25 protein-coding genes and 2 pseudogenes are annotated in these 22,408 nt (G+C 34.0%); 4 read left to right on the plus strand and 23 right to left on the minus strand.

Annotation, left to right across the window (positions count from 1 at the left end; translation table 11 throughout):
- Window positions 1–28: 28 nt before the first annotated feature.
- The 7 genes from BKP37_RS02435 to BKP37_RS02465 all read right to left on the minus strand — a co-directional run bounded on the left by BKP37_RS02435 (window position 29) and on the right by BKP37_RS02465 (window position 6,864).
- Complete coding sequence (locus tag BKP37_RS02435; RefSeq protein WP_071308110.1) at window positions 29–1,888, minus strand: ABC transporter ATP-binding protein; 1,860 nt, start codon at window positions 1,886–1,888, stop codon at window positions 29–31.
- Complete coding sequence (locus BKP37_RS02440; RefSeq protein ID WP_071308111.1) at window positions 1,888–3,615, minus strand: ABC transporter ATP-binding protein; 1,728 nt, start codon at window positions 3,613–3,615, stop codon at window positions 1,888–1,890. Before BKP37_RS02440 ends, BKP37_RS02435 begins: the two co-directional genes overlap by 1 nt.
- A gap of 2 nt (window positions 3,616–3,617) precedes the next feature.
- Window positions 3,618–4,082 (minus strand): MarR family winged helix-turn-helix transcriptional regulator, encoded by a 465-nt coding sequence (locus BKP37_RS02445; protein ID WP_071308112.1) that lies wholly within the window; start codon window positions 4,080–4,082, stop codon window positions 3,618–3,620.
- A gap of 460 nt (window positions 4,083–4,542) precedes the next feature.
- Window positions 4,543–4,680, minus strand: a complete 138-nt coding sequence (locus tag BKP37_RS19850; RefSeq protein WP_169823065.1) for a hypothetical protein — start codon at window positions 4,678–4,680, stop codon at window positions 4,543–4,545.
- A 107-nt stretch (window positions 4,681–4,787) separates the two neighbouring features.
- On the minus strand, window positions 4,788–5,231 hold the full coding sequence (locus BKP37_RS02455) for an SRPBCC family protein (protein ID WP_071308114.1): 444 nt from the start codon (window positions 5,229–5,231) through the stop codon (window positions 4,788–4,790).
- 378 nt (window positions 5,232–5,609) lie between these two features.
- A complete protein-coding gene (locus BKP37_RS02460; RefSeq protein ID WP_071308115.1) occupies window positions 5,610–6,071 on the minus strand; it encodes a hypothetical protein in 462 nt (153 codons plus the stop codon).
- A gap of 1 nt (window position 6,072) precedes the next feature.
- On the minus strand, window positions 6,073–6,864 hold the full coding sequence (locus BKP37_RS02465) for a hypothetical protein (protein ID WP_071308116.1): 792 nt from the start codon (window positions 6,862–6,864) through the stop codon (window positions 6,073–6,075).
- Window positions 6,865–6,999: 135 nt separating this feature from the next.
- On the opposite strand from BKP37_RS02465, the gene BKP37_RS19855 reads away from it, so the two are divergent.
- The gene (locus BKP37_RS19855; protein WP_169823066.1) at window positions 7,000–7,152 is read left to right on the plus strand and encodes a hypothetical protein; all 153 of its coding nucleotides are present in this window, start codon (window positions 7,000–7,002) and stop codon (window positions 7,150–7,152) included.
- 767 nt (window positions 7,153–7,919) lie between these two features.
- On the opposite strand, the pseudogene ssb reads toward BKP37_RS19855, so the two are convergent.
- Window positions 7,920–8,109, minus strand: a pseudogene (ssb, locus tag BKP37_RS02475) (single-stranded DNA-binding protein); the annotation flags it as partial.
- Window positions 8,103–8,258 (minus strand): hypothetical protein, encoded by a 156-nt coding sequence (locus BKP37_RS19860; protein WP_169823067.1) that lies wholly within the window; start codon window positions 8,256–8,258, stop codon window positions 8,103–8,105. The pseudogene ssb and the gene BKP37_RS19860, both read right to left, overlap by 7 nt.
- Before the next feature lie 432 nt (window positions 8,259–8,690).
- Here BKP37_RS19860 and BKP37_RS02480 point away from each other — a divergent pair, with 432 nt between their 5' ends.
- Window positions 8,691–8,921 carry an ATP-binding cassette domain-containing protein gene (locus BKP37_RS02480; protein ID WP_071308118.1) on the plus strand — a complete coding sequence of 77 codons (231 nt, stop codon included), beginning with the start codon at window positions 8,691–8,693 and terminating at the stop codon, window positions 8,919–8,921.
- 925 nt (window positions 8,922–9,846) lie between these two features.
- Here the strand turns inward: BKP37_RS02480 and BKP37_RS02485 are convergent.
- The 7 genes and pseudogenes from BKP37_RS02485 to BKP37_RS20920 form a co-directional block, all read right to left on the minus strand.
- Window positions 9,847–10,788: an anti sigma factor C-terminal domain-containing protein gene (locus BKP37_RS02485; RefSeq protein WP_071308119.1), complete on the minus strand. Its 942-nt coding sequence runs from the start codon at window positions 10,786–10,788 to the stop codon at window positions 9,847–9,849.
- Window positions 10,789–10,969: 181 nt separating this feature from the next.
- Entirely contained in the window at window positions 10,970–11,332 is a 363-nt protein-coding gene (locus BKP37_RS19045; protein ID WP_084034509.1) for an aspartyl protease family protein, read from the minus strand.
- A gap of 13 nt (window positions 11,333–11,345) precedes the next feature.
- Complete coding sequence (locus BKP37_RS02490; protein ID WP_071308120.1) at window positions 11,346–11,603, minus strand: hypothetical protein; 258 nt, start codon at window positions 11,601–11,603, stop codon at window positions 11,346–11,348.
- A 125-nt stretch (window positions 11,604–11,728) separates the two neighbouring features.
- A complete protein-coding gene (locus BKP37_RS02495) occupies window positions 11,729–12,244 on the minus strand; it encodes a hypothetical protein (protein WP_071308121.1) in 516 nt (171 codons plus the stop codon).
- Window positions 12,245–12,401: 157 nt separating this feature from the next.
- Window positions 12,402–14,024 (minus strand): ABC1 kinase family protein, encoded by a 1,623-nt coding sequence (locus BKP37_RS02500; RefSeq protein WP_071308122.1) that lies wholly within the window; start codon window positions 14,022–14,024, stop codon window positions 12,402–12,404.
- A gap of 483 nt (window positions 14,025–14,507) precedes the next feature.
- Window positions 14,508–14,771 (minus strand): DUF1829 domain-containing protein, encoded by a 264-nt coding sequence (locus BKP37_RS20915; protein WP_169823068.1) that lies wholly within the window; start codon window positions 14,769–14,771, stop codon window positions 14,508–14,510.
- A pseudogene (locus BKP37_RS20920) lies at window positions 14,758–14,928 on the minus strand (DUF6978 family protein); the annotation flags it as partial. The pseudogene BKP37_RS20920 and the gene BKP37_RS20915, both read right to left, overlap by 14 nt.
- A gap of 606 nt (window positions 14,929–15,534) precedes the next feature.
- Between BKP37_RS20920 and BKP37_RS02510 the strand changes: the two are divergent.
- The gene (locus tag BKP37_RS02510; RefSeq protein WP_071308124.1) at window positions 15,535–16,536 is read left to right on the plus strand and encodes a DUF3231 family protein; all 1,002 of its coding nucleotides are present in this window, start codon (window positions 15,535–15,537) and stop codon (window positions 16,534–16,536) included.
- Between the two features lie 439 nt (window positions 16,537–16,975).
- On the opposite strand, the gene BKP37_RS02515 is transcribed toward BKP37_RS02510, so the two are convergent.
- The 7 genes from BKP37_RS02515 to BKP37_RS19870 all read right to left on the minus strand — a co-directional run bounded on the left by BKP37_RS02515 (window position 16,976) and on the right by BKP37_RS19870 (window position 21,381).
- Entirely contained in the window at window positions 16,976–17,356 is a 381-nt protein-coding gene (locus BKP37_RS02515; RefSeq protein ID WP_071308125.1) for a type II toxin-antitoxin system VapC family toxin, read from the minus strand.
- Window positions 17,349–17,618, minus strand: a complete 270-nt coding sequence (locus tag BKP37_RS02520; protein ID WP_071308126.1) for an AbrB/MazE/SpoVT family DNA-binding domain-containing protein — start codon at window positions 17,616–17,618, stop codon at window positions 17,349–17,351. Before BKP37_RS02520 ends, BKP37_RS02515 begins: the two co-directional genes overlap by 8 nt.
- A gap of 506 nt (window positions 17,619–18,124) precedes the next feature.
- Window positions 18,125–19,180, minus strand: a complete 1,056-nt coding sequence (locus BKP37_RS02525) for an HD-GYP domain-containing protein (protein WP_071308127.1) — start codon at window positions 19,178–19,180, stop codon at window positions 18,125–18,127.
- Between the two features lie 281 nt (window positions 19,181–19,461).
- The gene (locus tag BKP37_RS20360; RefSeq protein WP_342707755.1) at window positions 19,462–20,112 is read right to left on the minus strand and encodes a tyrosine-type recombinase/integrase; all 651 of its coding nucleotides are present in this window, start codon (window positions 20,110–20,112) and stop codon (window positions 19,462–19,464) included.
- A gap of 135 nt (window positions 20,113–20,247) precedes the next feature.
- Window positions 20,248–20,451, minus strand: a complete 204-nt coding sequence (locus BKP37_RS20365) for a hypothetical protein (protein WP_245712424.1) — start codon at window positions 20,449–20,451, stop codon at window positions 20,248–20,250.
- Between the two features lie 481 nt (window positions 20,452–20,932).
- Complete coding sequence (locus BKP37_RS19865) at window positions 20,933–21,106, minus strand: hypothetical protein (protein ID WP_169823054.1); 174 nt, start codon at window positions 21,104–21,106, stop codon at window positions 20,933–20,935.
- A 137-nt stretch (window positions 21,107–21,243) separates the two neighbouring features.
- Window positions 21,244–21,381: a hypothetical protein gene (locus tag BKP37_RS19870; RefSeq protein ID WP_169823069.1), complete on the minus strand. Its 138-nt coding sequence runs from the start codon at window positions 21,379–21,381 to the stop codon at window positions 21,244–21,246.
- Window positions 21,382–21,789: 408 nt separating this feature from the next.
- Here BKP37_RS19870 and BKP37_RS20925 point away from each other — a divergent pair, with 408 nt between their 5' ends.
- A complete protein-coding gene (locus BKP37_RS20925) occupies window positions 21,790–22,107 on the plus strand; it encodes a CBO0543 family protein (protein ID WP_071308129.1) in 318 nt (105 codons plus the stop codon).
- Window positions 22,108–22,408 lie beyond the last annotated feature (301 nt).

Consider the following 22,408-nt stretch of genomic DNA (forward strand, 5'->3'; position numbering starts at 1 on the left):
CGCATGATTACCTCAAACATTTCATACATTAGCTAACTTCAGCCTTCTTTGAAAACTGGCTAAAGTATAACTCTGCATAAAAGCCATTTTTATTAAGAAGATCTTGATGTGTTCCTTTTTCGATAATCTCACCTTGATTCATCACTAATATGACATCGGCATCTTGGATAGTGGAAAGTCGATGTGCAATCACAAAGCTAGTGCGGCCTTCCATCAGCTTTTTCATCGCTTTTTGAATATTCTTTTCTGTTCGCGTGTCTACACTACTAGTCGCTTCGTCTAAAATTAATATTTTTGGATTTGAGATAATCGCTCTCGCAATCGTAAGCAACTGTTTTTGTCCTTGTGAAATATTCGAAGCATCCTCACCCAAGATCGTGTCATAGCCTTCAGGTAACGTACGGATAAAATCATCAGCAAAAGCGCTTTTAGCTGCTGCTATAATTTCTTCTTTAGTGACTCCTTCTCGTCCATACGCAATGTTTTCTCGTATGGTTCCATTAAATAACCATGTATCCTGTAATACCATCGCAATCATGCTACGTACCTGCTCACGAGAAAATTCTTCTAAGTTGATCCCATCAATATGAATCGACCCACGGTCTAATTCATAAAAGCGCATAAGCAAATTGATCATCGTCGTTTTCCCTGCCCCTGTTGGTCCGACGATAGCAACCGTATCTCCTTCCTTGACATCAATACTCATATTTTTTAGAATCGGTGATTGATTATCATAGCTAAAGCTAACATTCCTTATTGAAATATGCCCTTGAAGCTTTGATAGATCCACTTCAGCGGGCTGTTCTTCTTTCTCCTCTTCTTCATCTAGCAAAGCAAAGATTCGTTCTGCAGAGGCAATCGCCGATTGGATAAGGTTAGCAATACCCGCTAAATGGGCCATCGGATGGGAGAATTGTTGAGAATATTGAATAAACGCTTGCACATCACCGATACGAAGATTCCCATTTAACACGAACAGCCCACCGACAATGCTAATCATTACAAAGCCGAGATTTCCAACAAAAGACATCAAGGGCATCATTATACCGGAAATAAATTGAGCCTTCCAGCCTGCTTTATACAATCGATCGTTAATCGCATCAAATTTTTTAATCGCATCCTCCTCATAGCCAAAAGCTTTTACTACCTGATGACCACTAAACATTTCTTCTACATGCCCATTCATACTGCCTAGCTCATTTTGTTGATTGACAAAATGAATCTGTGAAAAAGTAACAACCTTTTTTACAATGAGTCCACTTAACGGGAGCATCAGCAAAACAACAAGGGTCATGATCGGACTGATGATCAGCATCATCACAATAACTCCAATGATTGTAAGGATTGAAGTGATCATTTGAGTTAAAGCTCGCTGCAAGGATGTATTGATATTGTCAATATCATTGACCGCTCTACTTAAAACATCTCCATGTGCATGCTTATCTAAATAACGAAGCGGTAAACGCGACAGCTTTTCATTTACTTCCTGCCTTAATTCAGCTATCGTGATTTGAGATACCCCAGCAATCAGATAGTGCTGTAACCAGGAAAAAATCGGGGAAGAAGTATAAAGCAGAATCAGGATGAGAAGCAACTTGCCTAAAAAATGAAAATCCACTCCACTACCAGCTATAAAGCTTTCAAAAATAGAAGAGGTCGCATCACCTAATAGCTTAGGGCTTATCACGTTAAATAATGTAGCTAATAAACCAGCTATTAGTACAATAATCAGTGTTTTTTTCCTAGGGTAAAGATATTTCAGTAAACGCCAAAAGGTTTTTTTGGAATTTTTTGGTTTTTCACTCGGGACGAAGGGACCAGGTCCAAAAGCCTTTGGACCACTTGACTGTGAAGGAGTACGTTGATCATTCTGACTATTTTTTTGCATCATGCACTCTCCTCTGTCCTTTGAGATTCCACGATCTCTTGATAAATATTATTTTCGTTTAACAATTGTTCATGGGTACCAATACCTGCTAGCTTCCCTTCATTTAGTACCAAAATCTGATCCGCATTTATCACTGTACTCACTCGCTGAGCAACCACCAAAATCGTGGAATTCATTGCCGCTTTTTTTAAAGCTTCTCTTAATTTTGCATCCGTCTTATAATCTAGTGCAGAGAAGCTATCATCAAAAATATAAAGCTCTGGTTTTCTCACAAGTGCACGCGCGATTGATAAACGCTGCTTTTGCCCTCCAGATAGGTTCAATCCAGACTGCTCGATTTGTGCAAAAATACCATCTTCCTTTTCTTGCACAAAATCGAGCGCTTGCGCTGTTTCAAGAGCTTCAAAAATCTCTTCCTCAGTCGCATCTTTCTTACCTAGAAGGAGATTCTCGGCAATTGTCCCGCTAAAAAGGGATGCTTTTTGTGGGACATACCCTATTTTTTGACGAAGGGTATGCTGCTTCATACATCGTATATCCTCTCCATTTAATAGAATCTCTCCACTTTCTACATCATAAAATCGTAGAATTAATTGAGTAAGCGTCGTCTTTCCAGCACCCGTACTTCCGATAATAGCCGTCACTTTACCCGGTTCGGCAGTAAAGGAAATGCTTTCCAATGCTTGTTTTTCAGCTCCTGAGTAACGAAAGGCCACGTTCTTAAATTCTAAATGTCCACGCAATCCATTTTCTTCTATGAATTCATCACTCGAGTCCATAATCTCTGGCTTTACATGCAGGACCTCGCTAATTCTTTTAGCCGAAGCTTCTGCACGTGGGATCATCACAAAAACCATGGAAAGCATGATTAATGAAAATAAGATCATTAAGGAGTATTGTAAAAAGGCCATCAAATTCCCTATTTGCATCATCCCCTGATCAATTCGAATCGCCCCAAACCAAACAATCGCAATACTCGTAAAGTTCATGACAAGCATCATCACAGGAAACATAAAGGACATGGTCTGATTAACCTTAATACCAGTATCTCGATAATCACGGTTCGCTTGATTAAATCTAGATTTTTCATACTCGACACGATTGAAAGCACGAACCACTCTCGTTCCTATTAACGTCTCTCTTAATAGCAGATTTAATCGATCCGTCTTTTTCTGTAGAAGTCCAAACAAAGGTAATGCTTTTTTTGATATCAAGAAGATCAGACCGCCTAAAATCGGTAAGGCAGCTAAAAAAACAAGCGATAAAACAGCATCTCTAGAAACTGCTAGAACGATCCCTCCAACAAGCATCAAAGGCGCTCTGGTCATCATTCGTAGCATCATATTGATCACATCTTGAACCTGTTTAATATCATTTGTCGTTCGCGTAATGAGTGATGATGGACCGAATTTTTCATATTCTTTTAAAGAAAAATTTTCCACTGTTAGAAACAACTTTCGACGGATATCTCTTCCAAGACCAAGTGCCACCTTCGTTGAAAAATAAATGGAAATAATGTTAAAGAGAATCGCTAAAAAAGCAGATGCAATCATTAACGCTCCCGTATGAAGAATAAAAGAAATATCTTGATTAACGATACCGATATCAACGACATCTGCCATTAGCGTCGGTAAATAAAGTTCAAGAAGAATAGCCAAAAGGGTAAAAACGAAAACCATCACCATAAAAAACCAATAGGTCTTTAAATATTTAAGGATGGATATCACGATTACTCACCTACTTTTGATTCAAAAAATTGAAAGGTTTTATTTAGGAGTTTTGACAATTGGCGGCTATCGTCAGGTCCTAAATGCTCAGCAAGAGACATGAAGCGTTGATGAAACTGTTCCTTTACAGCATCTGCAGCCTCCCTGCCAGAATCCGAAAGGACAACCCTCACGATCCGTCTATCCTTTGGATCATTTTTACGAACGATCCATCCACTTTCCTCCATCTTATTGATTAACTGCGTAATGAAAGGCGAACTCACATACATTTTTTTGCTTAATTCAATAATTTGTAACCCTTCTTCTGGTGCATGCCTAAGTAAAACTAATGCCCTTGCTTCACTTGTTTTCTTATCATTGGTTGCCTCTATGTGTTTTCGTTTTAAACGGATAAAGGCTTGCATTAAATCCTCAACGGTCTGATTATCGATTTGGTTGTAAGCTTGCTGCTGACTTTTTTCTTCCAATCCCATTCACCTCTCGTACGAAAATAGATAAGTAAGTTAATTAATTACTTTGTTATCTATTATATTACTACAAGAAACATTTAAATAGTCTGAAAACTAATTCGACTGCAACCATTTAATAATTTTTCATTTCTATACATCGTCATTTCCTTAGTCACAGGAATTGGTCAATTTTGTCCCAAAATAAAGTTAAACTTCAATCAGTGGGGGTTTCCCCTCATCCCCCACTGATGAAAGTTATTCTATATCAGACCTTTAGGAGCAGTTAATCCCCACCTAAACTTTTCGATTTCCTTAAGTTTTGAGGAGGGTATTTCTGCCCCTAAAGAGTGGGATAAAAATCCAATCGGAACAGCAAACCAGTTACCCTGTTTCATTACAAAATTTATCATAGATGGGGAAGCAATCAACTGCTTCCCCATTTATTGGCTCGTGTTACTTGTCCCTGTGTTCCACCCGATTATTGCATTTTAATAGGCGTGCAAACAGCATATAAATATTTCGTTGAATCTGAAACTTCAACTTTAATGACTTTATATCCATTCCCAACCGCTTGCAACTCTCTTTTAATTAATATACCCGTGTGATTTTTCTTCATTTTTACCCTTCCTTTCGATAAGCCTTCACAAAAGTTAATATATGATAAGGTGAAAAAATGGGTGCATGACTATGATGCGCAAGAAAAATACAATCGTCACTTATTTTTTAAGCTTCCGCAACATTTTTTACACGTTCTAAAAAATTAACCACCACTTTTTCTGAAGCAAACAACAAAAATAAATTTACATACCACTTTAGCGGGCGATTAGTCACTGTATATTTAAATGAAGTCTTATCATCATTCATTTTTTTCAATTCATAAAGAGCTGTTATTTCAAACATATTAGCAAGTGAAAAACCTACTTTTAACCTTTTCTTATTAGGTGCACTTGAATACTCTAATGTTTCTACATCATACTCTTCTATACGTTTTCCTTCTTTATATTTTTGGCGATATACACTTCCGATTACTTCTTCAGTTATTTTAATTGGTTTATGTTCAACTACTTGAGGCATGATTTTTTGCATATTTTCAAGAGAGCCATCAAAAAGCCGCCAAATTTGATCAATTGGCGCGTTTATTTCTATATCCTTTGTCCATTGTTTCATTTTAAGAGCACCTCTATCAGATTATTTTTAACAAGTGGAGTATTTTTCCCCACATTATTTCATTTGACATTAATCAACTGCTTTTTGGCTTCCGCGTGCTTCTGCGTCATCTAGCATAGCTTCGTAGCAAGCTTCCTCGAAGCAGTGTTTTGTGCGACGAGTAACCGCAGGAGCAAAGCTGCATGAAGCTAATCGACGAAGGATCTCAAGCAGTAATTGAAGTCCGTTTCTTGACTGAAGTGACCGAGCTCGTAGGCTGCTTGCGCTAGACAGTTTCCAAGTTAGAAATTTATAAATTCTGATTATGCAAAAAACTCAGTTACAAATTAACTGAGCTTTATTTTTATTTTCCAAACATTTATTCAACTAAGTTAAAAATTACTCATCCACTTTAGCAACTCCTAGTGCTAAATGGTCCCAAAGTACCTCTTCTACTTTCTCTACAAGTTCAGTGGGGCACTCTACCACTAAAACAACTTCTGACTGTTTACCCTTCACTTCTCTTTTCCTTTTATGAACAATCTTAAAAATGATGTAATCGATGATAAATCCAATAATAAATCCACTTACAGCACCGATTAATCCCCAATAAATAGGACCCCACTCCAATACAAAACCGACACTTGCTCCAATAACACTAAATGCAGTTCCAACTGCTGCACCTTTATCAAATAAGCTAATTCCATCCGCACGGTGAAGTGTATCAAATAACCTTCGTTCTTCCACACGATTGATAAGGGGAACTGCAAGTATATGTTCTTTTTTTACACCTACTTTTACCAAAGAAGTTATCGCTAACTCAAGATACGTTGAATGCTCAAAAGTAGAAAAGATTTGCAATTTATTTCACTCCATCTGCTGGTACTAGGAACTTTACACGATGCTGCTGATAATACGTTTTTAAAAATTTCCTTTGTTCACTTTCAAATAATTTATTGTTTTCAACTGTGTTAACATACGAATCGTATGCAGCAAACCCAATGTGAGAAGGAATAAACAAGAACCATTGCGGGTCAATGACTTGTGTTGCTTGTGGAATTTCCCCTATAAAAAGGAAATGAACTGCAATGAGAATATTAGAAAAGTACACAAAAACAACCATAAACGCCATTGTAAAAATGGCTGTTATAACTCGATGGATATATAGTTGCCCCAATCCAGGTGTGAAAAGCGACCATACCACTGCCATCAATGGTCTTCTTTTATCTAAATAATTGATTTCAATAGCAGAAATTGTGTACGAATTAAAACCTGCATTTTCTCGTTCTGCTAAAATGAATACTTTATTCATATCAACAGTCGTTCGATAGCTGTCCCATATTGCAAAGAGATAAACTGGTATATACAAAAGCAACCACCTAGGTTCAAGAACGTCCTTTGCCATACTGATATTCCCAGTGAAAGAATAGACAATCGCATGATTTAAATTAGCCATATTATTTACGAGAATTTCCCAAAGAAAAAGTGCATAACCTCTTAAATACTTGGATAAAAGGAGATGCCCAAAACCAGGAAAAGCTGCTGACCACCAAGCAATAATATATGGGTTTCGAAGATGTAATTGTGTAGTGCCGATAGAACTTACGTATGCTTTAAAACGACGCTCACTGTTTGTTGGATTAAAATTTTTCATGATGTATATACCCTCAAACTTTTTAAAGTTAAGGTTACTATTTACTATATTTGGTACTTATATTCCTATCAAGTAAAACAAGACCCTAATGGAATTAAAATGAGTTAGAAATAACAGAATTTGAGTGAAATAATTATGGATAATACACTTGAAATACATGCAGTTTATAAGCAACTTTTAGATGCATGGAATAGGCGGAGTGGTCGTGGAATAGCAGATCTAATTATAGAGACTGGAGAGAGCATTGGTTTTGACGGCAGTCAATCTATTGATATTTCTGCATCTTAAACCATTCTTTGAAGACCACTTAACTGCTTGATTTATTAGCGAAGTTAAAGAAGTACATTTTTCAGCTCCTAATTAGCTATGTTACAAGCAAGAGCTGGAATGGTACGGCCCAACAATCAGACATCACTCCTAAAGCAAACACACATCGTACTCTTATAGTAGTAAAAAATGATGAAGTGAAACGAGGGGCCGGGTCATTTGTTCCACAAGTAAAAATGTAGTAGCGACAGCTCCCCTGTCTCTATGTATCTATTATTTTCCAAACATTCACTCCAGCCCTTATCAAAAATAACATTAGTCCGAAAATAAACTGTCATTTTATTCAGCTTGCTATTTTGGCGACTCCTTCGCGTGTTTACAGGTCAAATCTCTACTAATAGTGATTCATATTCTGAATAATTGGCTCTTCCCTTTTCTTGACTTTCCATATTGGCCACTTGCATACTCATACTATTTACTAAGGCATTTACTTCCATACCGAATTCATATATTTGTATTTAAATTTCACCCCTCTCGAGTTTATCAATAAGATTATCACCTTCTCCAAACATTAGTATTATTAATAAATCCATAATGCGGTTCTTGCGCTTCCTTCGTTTAGCAAAACGAAAGAAGCAACAGGTCCGTCCCCACGCTTCTCCAGAACATTGGAAATTCAGATGGAGTATCAACTCCACCTGAATGGAAGTTCCCACCTACGCTACGCTTAGAGGTGGGGGTCTATGACCCTAAAGTACAAATCAGTTTGATTTTCTTTTCGCAAATTAAGAAGCAACACTTTCTGCTTGCTTGTGCCATACGAGTATGTTTATAAAATTAGCTTCTCTATTTCCCTCGCCATTTGAATACGGGTCTGTTCACAGCTAGCGTTAAAGTCCCTACTGCAATCCCATTGGGCATATATCTTAATTCTGGATCTCTCGTTAAGCGTCCAACAACAACCGTTCTTTTTAGCATTTTTTATCTTTCTCCTCTCGATCCTGCACTCTACAATATTCAAGCTCTAATTCATCAGGAGTCATTGAACTTAGTAATCTACCATCTGTGCTTACGAAAACTCCTAAATCATTTAACTTTTTTATCAATACCTGTCTGCGTAATTCCACTTAATTACCTCCCATTACTTTGTTATTGTCTTGGATACCGTTTGGTCGTTTCTTAATTTCTCCTTTTCTAGAAAGGTCAGAAATTAATAAGCACACCTCGTCATATGTCCGTTCCCAATCGCGTTTCCTTAACACGTTATATATATCTACTTAGGAATGTCCTTCATTCCAAAAAAATTTAACATCCTCAATACCTTTTTCTCTAAACGACAGGGCGAGATGTAGGGAAGGTTTAGTAAAAACACTTATTGAATAGTATTTCAAATTTCGCCAAACTCCAATAATTTTGACGAACTTACAGATTCGGCAGCAAAAATTTATCAAGAAGAAGGAGAAAATAATATTTGATCCACTTTTGGATTTAAGAAATGAGTTTTTTTAAGTAACGTTTAAGTAACGATGACGTTAATTCATGCAGGTGTTTAGTAAGCCATGTTACATCGTCCTGCAATTCGTTTGTTAGATGAACAAACGAATTGTCTGGATCCTCCAGGGATTCAAGACCTCAGAAAACACTTGAAAATGCTTGCAAATGACGGGACAGCGATTATTATTTCAGGAAATTTATTAGCTGAGATTGAACTAATTTGTGACAGTGTTCTTATTCTTGACAATGGAAGGATGGTTAGTGATGGAAAGCTAGAAGAATTAAGACGGGTGTGACTCAAGAAAGTCTTTATCAATTTCACGTGTTAGAAACAGACAAGCTAAAAGAAGTATTGGCGCTTCTCCCCCAATATGATTAAGTAGTTGACATCGTTTCAGATGGTTTTTCAATCCATGTATCAGAGCGTGAAGCTGCCTCCATCAATCGATTTTTAGTAGAAAATTATTTTTTTACTAATGTCTATCACATTACTATTAGAATTGCTCGCTCATTATCAAATACAAATGTGCAAATATTTATTATTTGCCAACACAAACTTAACACAGCATTTCCTTGGGCGACCATTATTTGAAGGGATGACTCTTTCCTTCTCCGTTCTGAATATAACGATTCATATGATAGTGTTTTTCATTGTATCAACTGTGATTTTTTCTAGGAGAGATGTAAACATATGAGTTGAAGGTGGTCCATTGGTAAGAAGCCGCTATTTGCTTCTTTTGTACTTCTCTCGTCTTCTAGTCTCTCTTTCGCTAGACAGAGTTTCTATGGAAGGAATCTTAGCTTTCCTATCTTTTTAAATAAACAAACGTTCACTGAACCGACTACAATGTCTAGTCGGTTCAGTGTTGAATTTTTTCTCCCTTTTGTTAAATAAAAAATAATTTATTGGTAGTTTGGATGCTTATTAGTTTTCAATTAATAACTTGTTCCTTTACAGAGTTAAAAATTCACTCACAGGTCTTTCAGAAACATCCGCTGATTTAAAGTAAAAGCTGTACAAAGGATAACCTTACAGGAGCATACCCTAACGTTTCATTTAATATAATTATTCTCTTTTCCATAAAGATCCCCATTATTTCATTAAAGAAAGCTCTACTTCCTTATTAAAGTAAAGCCGTTTGTTTAATTGAATTGCTCTCATTCTCTATATAAAAACAGGAGAGCATTTCCTATTTTGAATGAATTTATTTCTTAAGAATACTAATAGTTGTCAACGATTCCCCCTAAAGAAGCTGCTTTTATAATAGGTTCTTTCATAATTTCTAAGATTTGATCCTTCGTTCCATACACGACTATACCTAACATTTCTATATCTTTTATTTTTTTGCCATCTAGGGTGCTGTATGCTTTATTGTGTTCGCTTGAAAAACTGGTTTGAAGTAATTTGAGAAATTTGTTAAATTCATAGTCCAAATCAGTTGTTGAATTATAAATTGAATTAGTTGAAAAACCTAAAGCTTCATGTTCACTAATAAATGTTGCAGACCAATCATATTCTATTACTTCTTCTTGAAATGTTTTTATTTGGTAATCGGTGTAGGTGTTAATCCAGAACCAAGTCATTTTTGGAAGTTCAACAAAAGGTAATTCACTTTGTTTATACGGTTTATTAAAGGAGAGCGCAACCTCGAAAATTTTATCCCCTTGCATACTTTTAATTAGCTCTTCGTCATTATTGTACTTTTTATAAGTGACATTGGGGTGAAAAAACATCATTTCTCTCCATCCATTTTCTTTATACGCAAACTGCCAATCTTCGCCTTTTTTTCCAATACTTCCGCCTGAACCTCTTGAAACCAAAATAGATGGAAAAAGACCAAATGAATATTGTTTTTGTTCAATTACAACCGCTTTTCTTTTCATGTCTTTTGAAACTTTATAATTGCTAATTCCTCCAAGAAAACCATTTGAATCAATTGTTTCACTTATAAAGCCATTAGGAGTAGTAAGTCTGACATAAGCATCCCATTCTTTAAATGCCTTTTGGCTAAAATAGGCAGAAATAGCGAAATTTGATATGTTAAAAACAACAAATACTAATAAAGAAACTAAAATAATCTTAATTATTGACTTCGTTTTGCCTTTTTTAATCGCCTTTTTTATCTTCATTTCATCAAAAATATCATCTGTATATTCACTCATGAAGATTCCTCCACTTCTTTTGAAATTCTTTTCTTGCTCGAAATAAATAAGTCCTAATGGTCCCTTATTCAGCTATCACTTCCGTTACTTTAAGTGTAACAGTTCACATAACCTAAACTTTCTTTTGTAACCCTTATGTTTAATAATCGCTAAAATAAAAATGTCCCCTTTAAAAGAGGACTTACTTTATGGATATGTATTGTAAGTTAATAATAAGACCTACTTCCTTCATGAAGTCATAGCCGATAATACCATCAATCTCAAGACCATAATCCATCGACCCCAATTCAACACGGGAGTTTTGAATTGCTATTTCATCGTTAATAGAGATTTCATCTATGTTTTTAATATAAACAAACTCAAGTCCACCGACTCCTTGAATCGTTTGAGTTACATCATTTGATTCTGGTTTTACCCCTATTTCTTCGAGTTTGTTAACATTAAAAATTGTTCCAGCAGATCCAGTATCAATTAAAACATTTTCTAATTTTAAGCTTTGACCTCGAAAAGTAACTATAGCTTCTATAATGGTAATTCTGACAATTCTTTTATCTTAATCATATTTTTCTAAGTCCTGTCCATTTCTTCTCACGTATTTCGAGATCTTCCCTAGATGTATGAAAGAAGTAAAGTTCACGATTAGGCTTTTGTTTGTGTAATTCATTATGACGACGGAATGCGTCCATTGAGTCGTCAAAGCAATCTATTACAGCAATATCATCTACTATACGATAATTACTATCTGAGTGAGCTTCAATTGCTTCAAATACAACCCATTTATCTGGATATGCTTTTCGAACATCTTCCCATAACATTTATAATCCCCCTTTGAGAAGTAGTAATTTCCTATTTTCATTTTATCAAAAATTTCTTTAATACACCCAAAAATAATTTCTTTATTATAGAAAGCTTCCGTTACTTCAATAACTATACTCAAACTTTATTCTAATTCCTTGAAAAAGCCTTCGAATTCAAGAATTTGCTGTTGTCGAAAGCCAAAGTTTTGGTAGTTGATAATTAGATGGCTAATGTTATTTTCATAGTTTGCATCGTGTAGTTCCACCCGAAAGACGAGCAGGAAGTTATCGTCTACTTTATAGTTTTCAACTAAGAGGTAATCATTGATATATCCCTCTTTAATTACACTTTCCTCGTCAATAACTCCCGTCACACCCATTTTATCAATCATTGAAGTGACCGATATTTGTATATCGTCCTCATTTAGCTCCGTTCCATCTTGCTTTATTAATGTTACGTTGTTTAAAGTCGGTTTTCCAAGGCCATCCCAATGCAAAGCGTAGCCCATATAAAACGGAAGTCTTTCTTTTACAATTGGGGCATCCATAGCGATATAAGAGGTTGACCCGATAACAAATTCTCCTTTTGAAAAAACATAGTTAAATGTAATAACGATTAATAATAGCGTAGCTATAAGTATAATAAACCACTTTTTCAATTAAGCACCTCCTCTATAAATGTTAACACTTAATCCCAAAGCTATTTTTAATTAACCTGCTCATAAGTGAAAAAGCGACTGCTCTTTTTGAACAATCGCACCCCGATAGTTTAAGTACAGTTATTCACAATCTATATTGATCACTGATACCTTTAATTTATTCTCTACGTTTTTCATGCATGTATTTCATCCACTTTTTTAACTTATAACTGCAAATAAAGTATCCGATACCAGAGATGACAGAAACTCCAATGGAAATCTTCAAAATCAGTTGATGGGAAGTAAATATCCCTGTCCCTATTCCGAAAATACAAAGGAGTATTAATTGAAATAATTGTTTTTTGTAATTTTCAAATATACAAAATTGAAAATGTCTCCGCTGCTCGATTTCCTTAATATTCTCCAGTTTTTGAGGTAGTTTTAGAAATTCAGTAAAGGAATGGACCGTCTTAAATAAAGGCTGTGACTGCAACCAAAACCATATAAACGACCACTTGTTATTCCCTTGTTTACTCAACCAATCCATAAAAACTGGTTTTAAAACGTTAATGAGATCATCCTCTGATGCCAAGTTTCGAAGTATTCCTTCCATCGTAATGAAAGAACGTCCTAAGAAAACAAATCTCGTTGGCACTTGAATTGGAAGTGCTTGAATCATATCGTTCATTTCTAATTTTAATGCTATAAGATCCATTTCTTTCAATTTCGCAGGTTGAAAAGACAATAATTCAGCCAATAGCCTTTCCATCGTCCTTGGGTCTGCCTCAGGGAGCAAGAATCCTAAATGAGTTAAGGACTCCACAGCTTTAGGGTAATTTTTTGATAGTAAGCCCTCTATTAATGCTTGAAAATATGTAGCGTCCTTCTTAGATATTTCCCCTACCATTCCGAAATCTAGTAATATAATTTGTCCTTCCTTTGATACGAGTACGTTTCCTGAATGGGGATCAGCATGGAACATACCTGGTTCAAGCCACTGGGGAAGAAAAACTTCTATAAGACGCTCCGCCAATTCACGTTGGTTAACTTCTAATTGACTTACTCCTTCTTCATCTGTAAGCTTTATTCCATCGATCCACTCCATCACCAAAACTTTTGACGTACTCATCTCGGAATACACGTCTGGAATTTTTAGTCCATCTACATCCTTAAATCGTTCTTGAAAAAAGAGTAGGTTATTTTTTTCCTGCGAAAAATCAAGCTCCCGTTCAATAACTTCCTTGAGTTCTTTAAATAAAACCTTTAAATTTATAAAACCTTTTGGCATGGGAACAAAGTTATGGGCAAACCATATAATAATACTTAATGTACGGAAATCAGTTTTTATGATTGATTGAATATTGGGGCGTTGTACTTTAATGGCAACATGTTGACCATCTTTTAAAATACCCTTATAAACCTCTCCTATGGAGGCGGAAGCTACAGCCTTTTTATCGATGGAAAGTAAAAAATGATCCAGGGGACCTCCCCATTCTGCTTTAAGGATTCCCTCAATTTCCTCCCATTCTGAAGGGGGAACTTGATCTGTAAGGTCTTGAATTTGACGGATAAACCCATTAGGAAGTAAGTCCGCACGAATGCTTAATAATTGTCCCATTTTAATAAGCAATCCTTCTAATTCAAATAATGTTTTTCGAAACCTTTCTCCTATTTTATTCCACAATTTTTCCCAATCAGCTTCAGGTTTTTTTCTAACTTTATACCAATAAATTTGAATGAAGGTGACAAATGCCATTGATAGCACCTTTGACATTCGTTTTAATTTACTATTAGATTTCATCAAATCACTCATTTCTTTTTTATAACTATTAAAGTATCGAGTGCTCGTTACTTTAAGTGAATTTATTCACAATCTAATGAATCTTCATAAAATAATAATATCAATAAATAACAAATTGTTGGTCATAGTTTCAATAAAAATTTAAAATAATTCCTTCAAATCAATTAATGGAGAAATCCATTTTTGAATTTATGCTTTCGAATTACAAAAATATAATTTTATCCTAATAGTTTGTTGCACAGTATTTAGACAAATTTAAAAAGACGATTATTTTGAAAGTAACCGCCTCATTGGATAGATAATTTTTTAACAGTATCGTTGTACTGGGCAGCGAATGACTTTGTTTTTTTATTATTCTTCATTCTTATTGTGGAATTAAGTGAAAGTAGCAAATATTTGGGTGTCTTCCTTAAATTAGAATTATACTTCTACAGAAATAAAAAGAACCAGTTAAAAATCCCCTAGCGGCCCATGGGATCACCCTTATATTATATTTTCAAGTGATTGAATAAACTTATCAGAAATAACTATGTTTGTATCATTAGCCAGTACCAAAAATACGTGATCACTTTTGGTTTCTTGTACATCTATAAAGGATAGCAATGGGTCCTTATATGATTCCGAGGTTGGGTTATTAATGGCTTTTATTAATTTGGGTTTTACCTTTCTCGTTCTAGGTAAAGCAAAATCAAATGTCTGACTTCTTCCCGATTTCCCTATAAAACCTGCGGACTCAGTAATATGCAATACTCTGACGATAATCTGGGTCAGCGATATGTATATGTGGACAAGGAATCTCTTGACCTGCCAATGGAAAATCACCTTGTGGGTTTGGATGTGCTCTTCCCACTAAGTCCAAACGTAGTATAGGATTATCTTTGTGTTGTTGTTTTCTTAATTGAAATGTACATTTAGGTTTTTAATGACCAGTTCTATTCATATCTACAACAAATAAATAACTACTACTCTTTAATTCAATTTTGTCTTTATTCTCTAAATTTGGTATAACAATATCTGGCTCTTCATTTAAAATCACTTTCAAAGAATTATCAGTTCTTGAATTTGTTCAAAATCCATAAATGTTCCCCCTCCTAATCATTGATCAATTCTAGCACGGCTTCAAAATGGCTTGAGCAGTTATCGCAAACAAATTGATGTAGTAGTGATTACTCAAACCTTATAAGACACCCTTTAATTGAAGCAGAACTGAAGAATCAATACTTTATTACATAATTATTTCTCTTGTAGTAAATAATAAATCTATAACAATTATAAGGACAATATGACTATAACTGATAAGTTAGAAGCTATTCTCTGGAATATAGCTCTCCCAGGCTTTGCTCAGTTATTAAACAGAAAATTTGTTAAAGGTATAATTTTTATTTTTTTAGTCTCATTAACGTTAAATTCCAGGCCTTATGGTAGGGAATTTTGTAAAGTGAATTGTAATGCGTATTAAGATTCAATAATAGTGCTTACTATTTGTAGTAAATTTATGGAGGATTATATTATGACTCAAAAGCAGGCTTTAACTTCAAGTGAATTAGGAACATTGTGGATGACCTATCAGGAAAAAACAATGACATTGAGAATGCTTGAATATTTTATAGAACAAGCCGATGACAATCGAGCTAAAGGGATTATGCAAGATACTCATATGAAAATTATTAACTATCTTGAAGATATAAAAGCTATCCTCAAAAATGAAGGTGCTGTCCTTCCTGTCGGATACACAGAGCAAGATGTTAATATTGGCGTACCTAAGCTATATGACAACATGTTTGATATTATGTTTCTTCGTCTTGTCAAGGAAATAAGCATGGGATTACATACGCTGCATCTAAATATGGCATATCGCAAAGATATCATTCTTCTATATAAGGAATTAACTGCATTTACCCAAAGTGTATATGACGAATGCGTGGATTATTTGCAAGAGAAAAATGTTTTACCACGTCCTCCTGCAGTAACTATGCCAAAGTCTGTGGAGTTTGTAGAGGGAACAAATTATATGAGTGGTTTCAACTTGTTTTCTGAAAAGCGAGCATTGAATACAGTGGAAGTCGCACATTTATATCATGCAATTGAATCAAATATTATTGGAATGCAATTGATAACGGGGTTCGCCCAAGTAGCAAATGAACCTGAAGTAAAGAAATACTTCATAAAAGGAAAGGAATTAGCTAAAAAAATTGTAACTGAAAATACGCAATTATTTCTTCAGAGTGATATTCAACCACCTTCAACATGGGGCGCAAATGCAACAGACTCAAAACTAGCTCCATTTTCAGATAAACTAATGATGTACTGTACCAGTCTGTTTTGCAGCTTTGGTTTAGGAAGCAGTGCTTTAGGAACAGCATTTAGTTTACGAAGTGACCTCCCATTAAAAATGGTTAGTGAAGCAAAAGACATTTTAACTTATGGGCAGGAAGGTGGAAAACTCATGGCGAAAAATGGTTGGCTTGAAGAGCCTCCACAAATGCAGGATAGGAATCAATTAACAAAATAATCAAGATGGAAATACTGAAATAATACAAGCTCTCCTGAATAATAAGGAGTTCTTGTATTATTTCACTTAGAAAAAACTCATCTATTGAATTGAGGTTTTGTCTATATTTAACTAATTTTAGTCCCTTTTTTTCTACTCCTTCTTCGGCAAAATCCCTTCATACTCTCTTCTAAACTTTAATACAAGTATCCAATTTCCTATAAAGTGTAGCTCAATTAAATGGACCGTTTGTTGAACTAATCACCTATTAAAAAAAAGTGAATTCTCTACTTTAAGTACATTCTTTTCAATATAAAAAAGGAAGTTTTTTTTGTTTCACAGTATGCGTCAAATACGAAAGGCGACCACCTAGAAAAGTGATCGCCTTATAAACATTATAATTCTTTTACAGTATCGTTGTACTGTGCAACTACAATAATTCTTCTGGAATATAGTATTCTCATTCCAACTTTTTAAAATCTTTTTTATCCCAAGTTAAAACAGGAAGTTTGGTATTAGATTTGCTTGATAGAAGGGCATCAGCAAAATCAACATTTTTATCCGAATACATTTTCAGTGCAATGATTACATCATCTTCCTCTACTTCAACATTTTCAGATTCAACTATATCTAGTAGATATTCAGTTATTTCGGTCTTATCCAATTTATAGAAAGACTTTAGCAACCAACAACATTCAGCGATTACGACAGTAGGGATCACCAAAGTTAATTCATTTTTTTCAACCTTCTCTACAAGCTTCACTATAGTATTAAATTTAATTGGATCATCTTTAACTAGCAGTCGAATAAGAACATTTGTATCGACTAGAAATTTATTCATGTTTCAATCCCTTATATAGAATATGTTTAGACGCTTCCTTGTGACAAATTTCTCTCACTTTTTCAAGGTTGATTTCCTCTTTAGAAGTAATTCTTCCAATTGCTTGACTTAATAATTTTTTCTTAACCGGCTCTATTCTCACTTCATCGTTTTCTATTAAAAATTTAAATTGGTCACCTTCACTTAAACCTAACTTTTCTCTAAGTTCCTTTGGAATTGTTATTTGTCCTTTACTCGTCATCTTTCCACTAACTAATTCCATCTTAGCTTCACCTCTTACTTCATTTTATTGTATTACTTTCATTATAAGTATTACTCGGATGTTTTGCAAACTTACCTGAATAGTATTTAGTCTACTACGTATTAAAGATTTAGTTATTCAATTAGTTCTTTCATTTTTTCTACTGCATTGTAGCACTCTTGTCTTTCTTCTTCGGTGTATTTACCTTGTATTTCTACAATGAGTTTGTCGTTGATTGGCTTTGGTAGTTTATCGTCAAATTCAAGTTTGACCTCAATTTAGCCAACCATAGCCTCCTTGATATTTCTTAACGCCTCTTTTATCGTTAGACCATTAGAAATACAACTTCTATAAATTTATCAACAGTTTCATCCTTTATTCCCACTGCGCAGTAAATGTCATTGTTTTGTTAGTTGTTCTTCTTAAACATAACATAAGCATCCATTTTAATTGAATAACGCATTCAGATAAGTGCCCGATTGTGAAAGATTGATACTTACTGAAACCTCATTAATTGAAAAATACTATTAAATTTGTTCGTTATTAAAGATTCTTGGAACATCAACTTCATTTTTCACTAAGGTGTTATTTCCAACCCAAACTTTTCCTTCGTAATACAATCTTTTGAAAATACCAACTAACTCTGGATCAAAATAAGCATTTTTGTTTTTTTCCAAAAAATTTATTGCATCATTTGGATCCCATGCATCTTTATAAGGTCTCTCACTTGTTAATGCTTCAAAAACATCAATAATACACAATATCCTACCAAAAATAGGTATTTGATCTTGTTTTAACTTATCTGGGTATCCACTACCGTCCCATTTTTCATGATGAGAACGTACTCCTTGAGCAATCTCTTCCATTTTGGGTGATAAAGATGTTAACAACTTGTACCCAATTTCAGTATGGAGCTTAATTTCATTAAATTCTTCATCTGTTAATTTGCCTGGTTTTAATAAAATTGCTTCTTTAATTCCTATTTTCCCTAAGTCATGCAATAAACCTGACCAATAAAGGGATTCGAGTTTTTTAACATCTAATCCAACTTCTCTTCCTAACAAATAAGCATTATAGGCTACTCGTTCGCAATGAAAGGAAGTTTGTTCATCTCGTACCGCAACCATTTCTGCATAGTTTTTCAATGTATGCGCATATACCAATGATATTTCCCCAAGTACCTCCTTTATCTTTAATAACCGAATGTTCAACCACTTTGCCATAAAACCTACAAGCACACCAATGATTAGAAAGAATATTGTCCTATATATATAAGCTATAAATGGTTGTTGTATATTGTTTTCAACATCTAAAGGCATAAGAGGACCGAGCAATACACCTGCAACAATAGCTGTTATTATTCCTCCCCAAACTCTAAAAAGGAAAGCCGCAAAGACTATTGGTATATACATAAGGTGTAAATAAACATACTTTGTACCACCTGTAATATAGACAATTCCCCAAGACAAGAAAACAAGAAAAGATAAAAAAAATACTGATATTAATAAAAAACTGCCCTTTGGTTTTTGCCAGTTGTCTATGACCTTTAATATTAAATTATTAATCTTTTTCCCCTCCTTCAAACAAAACTATTACCATATTTTATATAAAACTTTAAGAAGAAATGATAATCTTTAATAAAGATTTCTGCTTCGTTAGTTTAGGTGAAATTCACAATATCACGGATATTCATATAATAATACCAAAAAATAACGGATTATTGTTCTTTTTTTCAAAAAATGGAAATGATTCTTTCGAACAAGTTAATGGAAAAATTCTTATATGTGTTTATGTTATCGAATTACAAAAAATAAATGTAATCCAACTAGTTTGTTGCACAGTAAGAGTCTAATGACAATCACTCTTATAGAATTAGATATCTTTTATGCTGCTCACGTTTTCTTTCGTGAGTTATTTTTGCATACCTAAGTGTGGTATCTGGCGAACTGTGACCTAACAACTCTTGAATGGCTACGAGTTCAGCTCCATTATTTAATGTTAATGTTGCAAAAGTATGTCTTAAAACATGGGGACTAACTTTGTCTTGCAAACCTGTCCTTTTAACTATCATTCCTATTTCTCTTTGTATTCCTTGTTTAGATAACCTTCTATAAGGCTTTCTCTCTGTAATCATTAAGGCTTCACAATCATCTTTCCGATCTTTTAAATATCTATCTAAATGATACATTGCTCTAATTGAAAAATAGACTTCCCTTTGTTTATCACCTTTACCTATAATTAATGTGCTCATATTCTGTTGATTGATATAAACTTTATTTAACCCATGAACTTCAGATAAACGACAGCCAGTTGAATATAATACTTCAAGAAAGGCACGTTGTCTTATTGTTTCACAGGCTTCTCTTAACATCTCCAGTTCTTGGATTGATAAGGATTTAGGAAGCCGATATTCATCTTTTGGAGTTTTTAATTTCGTAGTTGGATCATGTTTAATATATTCTTCTGAAACTAACCAACTAAAGAAACTCTTTATAATAGATAGCTTCTTTCTGATTTGTACTCATTTTTAAGGTCCCATCTTGACTTAGGTACATTCGAATGTCTGCTGTAGCTATGTCCTTAGCCTTCTTTTTTACGCTGTCAGTAAACATACTTAATTCTAGGAGATAGTTATCTAGAGTAATAGAGCTTAATCCTTCAAGTCTCTTGCCGAAATGAACAATTGTATTTTATCCTCAAGATCAGGATGAACCTCACCTAACTCAACTCTTCGAATATAATACTCTGATAGAACAGTAGACAATTTATTCTTTGTATTTTCCACTTCGATGTTAGGATACAACTCTTTTAAAGCTGCGACTAAATCTGATAAAATTTGCTCTCCTTGGTTCATAATATTCAACTCTCCTTAGATTTTATTAGTAAACTAAGGATTACCTATTCAAATACAAAATACATTTTTGGGAATATGGTAGTTTCGTACCTTGCTAGGATATTCTTGATGTAAGAAGAAAGACGATTACGCTAAGCGTAATCGTCTTTCAATGGTTGTATATCGCCAGTATCGTTGTACTGTGCAGCAAGTGATCTGGTGTTTTTTTCGTAATTTCTTATTCAACATACGCATTCGTTCTATAACACTTATTAAACAATGCGTTCTGTTTTTTACGTCATTTCAAACCTTTATTATAACATTACTAAGTATAATATTCTCAATATTTAAAATTAAAAGCAGACCTTGCGATTTGGCCTGCTAATCACTTTGTTAAACAAGGAGTTATTTAGATTGTGAATTACGTTTTTCTCCCTCTCAACCGAACGGGTGAGGTTATTTCATTTCAGATATGGGTTTTGTCCCAGACCCAAATGTTTACTCAAAAACTTTGGCTATTTTTCACAGCATTTTCCCAGTTAGAAAAATAATGCAATGCATTTCTCATTAATGTTGGATGAAACTTTTTAACAATTTTCTTATCTATGTCTGCACCACTTCTAGATAATTGCAGAATTTCTGATAATACATCTTCTTTGTCCATATTAATTGTCACGTTTACTACCACCTTGATTTCGATTTTATGTATAATTTTCAATATTTGAAACATTCTATAAGTAACGAGTTATTATTAACTTGTTACTACACAAGAAAACCGCTGACGGGAAAGGCGGTTTTTTTGTTTTTTTATTACTACTTACTTTTTGCTTCTCTTGCTGCTCTTTTCCTCGCTTTTTTACTAAAATTGTCCAATTCTGCACCAAATTCAGTGTCGCTTCCCTTACTGCCCCCAGTTTGAGGTTGCTTTCGGTTATCATTACGTTTTGTCACGAATTTCCCTCCTTTTTTATGTATTTATAAAACATGTGCATTTACTTTTAAAACAAAAACATATGCACTAAATTTATAATGGATATTTTATTAGGTAATTATTCCTAAATTGAGTTTAATACTTTACCACGATGAAAATGCTTTCAATTCAATTTTTGTATACAAGTTTTTATAATTACAAAGACTTATTTAAGGACTTTAGAACTACGATTTCAATTGTATTTACATTAAATGCGGAAAAATCTCTTTATTTATCATTAGGGGCAATTTTATTAGGAAAGTTATGGGGGTGTTATGGAATTATAGTGGAACGTTTTATTATATATTTCGGTATTATTTTCGGAACTCTGTCCTTTCCAACTCTTTTCAAGAGACCTTCTGCAATATTATGGATTTCTTTATTTTTGGTTGGTTGCTTGCTTTAAAAATTATGTCTTTGATAAAACCTTAGTTGAAACAAATCGAATAAAATATCCTATGAGATTTCTCCCACAAGTTTTTAAAATCAATGCAGTTTATGAATTTTTAGTTTGTCCGTATTTATCTGTTTGGTTTAGACAAACAATATATAAGTCAAAACCTTTTAAAAAAATATTGTATTTATTCTTTTTTTCCATACCACAAGGCCTTTTTGAAATCCTACTTGAAAAGGAAACTAATATGATGAGTTTAAAAGGAATTGGAAGTGGTATAATCTCTTTTACTCGTATTTTCAGTAAATATTAAATATTATTGTTCTGGATTTAATTAAAAAATATCTTAATGATGCCAACTATGATAATAAAAAAACAAATGAATAACACACAATATTTAATTATTATGAAACTGTGTCAAGAAAATGGACACAGCATCAAGTATCGTTGCTGCGCAGCAAATAATTTTCTTCCTCAACATTAGCTTTCGTTTACTTTAAATACATTTTTTCACTAATGCATACATTCCCTCAAAGTAATTTAACAATAGTCCTCTAAATTCTTCAGCAATAAATAAGATTTTTCTATCTGTCAATAATATATAAAGATGCTAC

This window comes from Anaerobacillus alkalilacustris (assembly GCF_001866005.1).
In the GTDB taxonomy this organism is placed as follows: domain Bacteria; phylum Bacillota; class Bacilli; order Bacillales; family Anaerobacillaceae; genus Anaerobacillus; species Anaerobacillus alkalilacustris.

Coding starts and splice junctions, on each gene's coding strand:
- BKP37_RS02500 (WP_071308122.1), bottom strand. CDS start 14,024: ATGAAATCTAATAGTAAATTAAAACGAATGTCAAAGGTGCTATCAATG.
- BKP37_RS02520 (WP_071308126.1), bottom strand. CDS start 17,618: ATGGAATTAGTTAGTGGAAAGATGACGAGTAAAGGACAAATAACAATT.
- BKP37_RS02465 (WP_071308116.1), bottom strand. CDS start 6,864: ATGAAAAATTTTAATCCAACAAACAGTGAGCGTCGTTTTAAAGCATAC.
- BKP37_RS19850 (WP_169823065.1), bottom strand. CDS start 4,680: ATGAAGAAAAATCACACGGGTATATTAATTAAAAGAGAGTTGCAAGCG.
- BKP37_RS02485 (WP_071308119.1), bottom strand. CDS start 10,788: ATGAGTGAATATACAGATGATATTTTTGATGAAATGAAGATAAAAAAG.
- BKP37_RS02515 (WP_071308125.1), bottom strand. CDS start 17,356: ATGAATAAATTTCTAGTCGATACAAATGTTCTTATTCGACTGCTAGTT.
- BKP37_RS20365 (WP_245712424.1), bottom strand. CDS start 20,451: ATGAACCAAGGAGAGCAAATTTTATCAGATTTAGTCGCAGCTTTAAAA.
- BKP37_RS02510 (WP_071308124.1), top strand. CDS start 15,535: ATGACTCAAAAGCAGGCTTTAACTTCAAGTGAATTAGGAACATTGTGG.
- BKP37_RS02455 (WP_071308114.1), bottom strand. CDS start 5,231: ATGAAACAATGGACAAAGGATATAGAAATAAACGCGCCAATTGATCAA.
- BKP37_RS02490 (WP_071308120.1), bottom strand. CDS start 11,603: ATGTTATGGGAAGATGTTCGAAAAGCATATCCAGATAAATGGGTTGTA.
- BKP37_RS19855 (WP_169823066.1), top strand. CDS start 7,000: ATGGATAATACACTTGAAATACATGCAGTTTATAAGCAACTTTTAGAT.
- BKP37_RS02435 (WP_071308110.1), bottom strand. CDS start 1,888: ATGCAAAAAAATAGTCAGAATGATCAACGTACTCCTTCACAGTCAAGT.
- BKP37_RS02480 (WP_071308118.1), top strand. CDS start 8,691: ATGTTACATCGTCCTGCAATTCGTTTGTTAGATGAACAAACGAATTGT.